At 38.5% G+C, this 3176-nt stretch carries 2 protein-coding genes and 1 pseudogene; 1 reads left to right on the top strand and 2 read right to left on the bottom strand.

Annotation, left to right across the window (positions count from 1 at the left end; translation table 11 throughout):
• Positions 1-212: pseudogene (locus CL181_RS19930) on the top strand (hypothetical protein); the annotation flags it as partial.
• A 24-nt stretch (positions 213-236) separates the two neighbouring features.
• Here the strand turns inward: CL181_RS19930 and CL181_RS00020 are convergent.
• On the bottom strand, positions 237-803 hold the full coding sequence (locus CL181_RS00020) for a hypothetical protein (protein ID WP_097297200.1): 567 nt from the start codon (positions 801-803) through the stop codon (positions 237-239).
• A 60-nt stretch (positions 804-863) separates the two neighbouring features.
• Positions 864-3077 (bottom strand): hypothetical protein, encoded by a 2214-nt coding sequence (locus CL181_RS00015; RefSeq protein WP_097297199.1) that lies wholly within the window; start codon positions 3075-3077, stop codon positions 864-866.
• Positions 3078-3176: the final 99 nt, after the last annotated feature.

Here is a 3176-nt window from a genome sequence, read left to right as displayed (position 1 = left end):
AATTGAAAAGCAGTATCGTTGACCTTTCTGTAGTAGCAGTAACATGCGCCGTCCCTGGCACCTGGGATTACAGGGCAGCTATCGGGATCATCGCCGGAATAATGATCCACGGTGAATGCGATATCATAAACGACATTATGAGGTCTATTGCACCTTATGAAATATATGGGGCATATTATTTTGCTAGACTCATGAATTTTCTGTTTGCTTGAAAAGAATTTTTAAGTTGCCAATCTCTACTTAAATTTATTAAAATACTCTTTTAATGATTTCTCTAAGGGAGAATAATACTTTTTTGCCTCCTCCGTAAAGATTCCACTGTTTATATAACACCCGGAAGTGACCATAATGTATTTCTTTGTTTCATCAAAGTAAATGGGGACGCACCATGAGTAAATTCTTTCCCGGTCTATGATCTCCATAATCTCCGGTTTTTCTGTAACATTGTAAAAATAAAGTCGAAGCGATGGATTATACTTCCTATCAGTTTTCACATCCGGATAATATTCAATCTCTTTATTGAGATTGACAAAGTTCACAATAGCTACAGGTTTCCATAGACCATGAGGTACAGGCATTTCTTCTGAATTTTGAGTTATAATTTTACCGTACCCGCCAGATGGGGTAACCTCGTCCATAAAATTTTGAATTATAGTATAATTCCATCCTTCGGGAACAGCTTCTCCTATGTTCTGTATCTCATCTGTGAGTTCTTCTTTTGTGTTCTTTTCACCGATACATCCACTAATTAAAATAATTCCCGTTACTGAAAATGCTATAATTAATAAAAGTTTTAAAGTCATAAGTTATTTTATGTTTTAAAAAATAAAAGAGAGAGGATATACCTCCCCCCATTTTAGTAATTACTTTAATTCCAATAGTTTCTTGATATACTTCATCATATTTGCGTTCTCTGATGGGGCTATGTATACACCTTCAGCAGTGTATCGCTCCTTAGCGCTTTCCTGCCTTATTTCATCCAAAAGAGAACCATGTTCAGTATATGTCAAATCTAAGATAGCCATTTTAACAAAGTCGTCTCCTTGCTCATATTTTTGGAATAAAAGAGGCCATATCGCTTTGCCATGTTTCTTGGAGTAGCTTAGAAAATCCTTATATTGTTTGGATTGAGCATACATTCTTGGGTTACTGTGAATGAGTAGATTGGGGTCATTCCAAGTCTCTTTCCACAGTCCATATTTAGTATTGAATTCATTATTGACTTCTTTCGGGATATTCTCTATCAAATTCGATTGTTTAGCTTTTTCATCTTCTGTTAATTCGACTTTTTCTATTACTGTCAGACCGCTTTCTATGGATTCCTCAAGAGTCATGCCTCCAATTGCCTGGCTGGAAACTCCTGACGCATACGTTCCAGTCTGTTTATAGTAATTACTAACATCTCCATAATCATCACCTCTTAGTGCATACCTTGGATGCAGAGTTCTCATAAGCCCCCCAGGTTTGCTTTCCCAATCATAACCATGTGGTTGGTCGTTCCCCGGTTTTTTTACTGAAGCATGTGTATAAACACCATTAACTGCCCATAAATCAACAACACTATTGTCTACAGTTGCTCCAGTTCGCGTATATGTCATTGCACCGGAATACCTTGAGGGATTATTTCCATAAAATTTATCAAACGCAGTTAATTGGTTCGGATCATACCATGGATTTCCAGGATCAGGAGGCCAGAAATATCTTCCTAAATCAACGCGTCCTCCGGACCAGCTTATGCAGTTATAAGCATCTGATGCTGGCGCCGACTTAATAGCATCGTCAGCTTTAAGATTTGGGAAGAAACTCGTAATGTCGCTATTATCAAGTTTCATATATAAATCAGCAGTCCCTGTTGGATTAGAGGAACTGTAACTCGAAACAAGGGCATAATTAATACTTGGTGAAAACTGCTGTTTTACTCTTGAAGCAACACCCCAATAAAAATCCCCAGATCCACTATAGTCATCGTTGAATCCTTTTATTTTACCTGGCCAAGAACTGCTGTCTTCTAACCACAGGCGACTATCACCTGTAAGCTTGGCTGTAAAGTAATTCAATGTTCCTGTCTTGGAGATATCGCCGTTATATACATTAGTTCCAGCAAGTGCAACATTTGAGGCATACAGAGAACCATCTTTATATAAATCTGAGGTTCCGGGGTAACTGGAACTATATGATCGTAGCAGTAGATAATACGTACCGGTATTCGGAATAGTAACACTTATTTTTGATTGGTATCCATTCCCCCAGTCATCATTCGACCATGAGCCACCATTGACCGGATCGGATCCACTAAACAAAAACATGACCGGATCGGATGCATAGGGGTCACTTTTTCTAGTTTCGAAAACCACATTCTGACCACTGGTGAAGTAGAAAGCTCGGTAGTAAGTATATGCAAAATTCATGTTCAATTGATATGCATAATCGCCTTCAGGATTAGATGTCAACACCATTGCCGCGTTCACTATATCTTCATTCTTCAACTGTCTGTAATTATCTGGCAAAGATTTTGCTTTAAGAGTATTTATGTAATTTCGATAATTAGTATCCGAGATTATTGCTGCATCCTTTTGTTTCGCTACTCGAATGAATTCAATCTCCGGTATATCCTGACTCTTAAAGGAAAATACATGTGTTCCCTTGAAGAGAGATATTGGGTTAAAAGTGTTCTTGTCCTGTAACTGGGCAGATTGCCAACCATTATCAGATATCTTCAGATATCCTGCGGGATTTGCTTCATCATCAAGATATACTTGAATCTTTTCTTGTCCATTGACGCCCATAACCCATGCAGTAACGTAATATTCTCCGCTCTCTGGAATATCAATTTCCAATTTTGTGTAGACATTTTCTCCATCAATAGCCATCTTTTTGTTCTTCAAAATTCCCTCGCCGCCACGGCTATCTTCTGCAAAATGTTTTTCTATTCCCGCTTGAACATTTGCTGAATTGATTCCTTTGCTTACATCTTCCAGTCTTTGAGCGCCTTGTGCACTCACTGCCGGCACAAACGCCATGCTCAATATCAGCATCGCTGCAAGCATCGCGCCTAATTGCATTCCTTTATATTTCATATTTTTTTCTCCTTTATATTTTCTTTTCTTTGCTGCCCTCAAGCGCGGCGCTGGCTTTAAATAAGTTCAAAGCTAATCTTACCATGCCTTCGGGCGATC

It is taken from the genome of Candidatus Methanoperedens sp. BLZ2 (genome assembly GCF_002487355.1).
Lineage (GTDB): Archaea > Halobacteriota > Methanosarcinia > Methanosarcinales > Methanoperedenaceae > Methanoperedens.
Note: the sequence above shows the minus strand (reverse complement) of the source record. Positions and strands in the feature narration are given on the sequence as shown.

Excerpts from the sequence above, each read along its gene's own strand:
- CL181_RS00015 (WP_097297199.1), bottom strand. The coding sequence starts at position 3,077 with ATGAAATATAAAGGAATGCAATTAGGCGCGATGCTTGCAGCGATGCTG.
- CL181_RS00020 (WP_097297200.1), bottom strand. The coding sequence starts at position 803 with ATGACTTTAAAACTTTTATTAATTATAGCATTTTCAGTAACGGGAATT.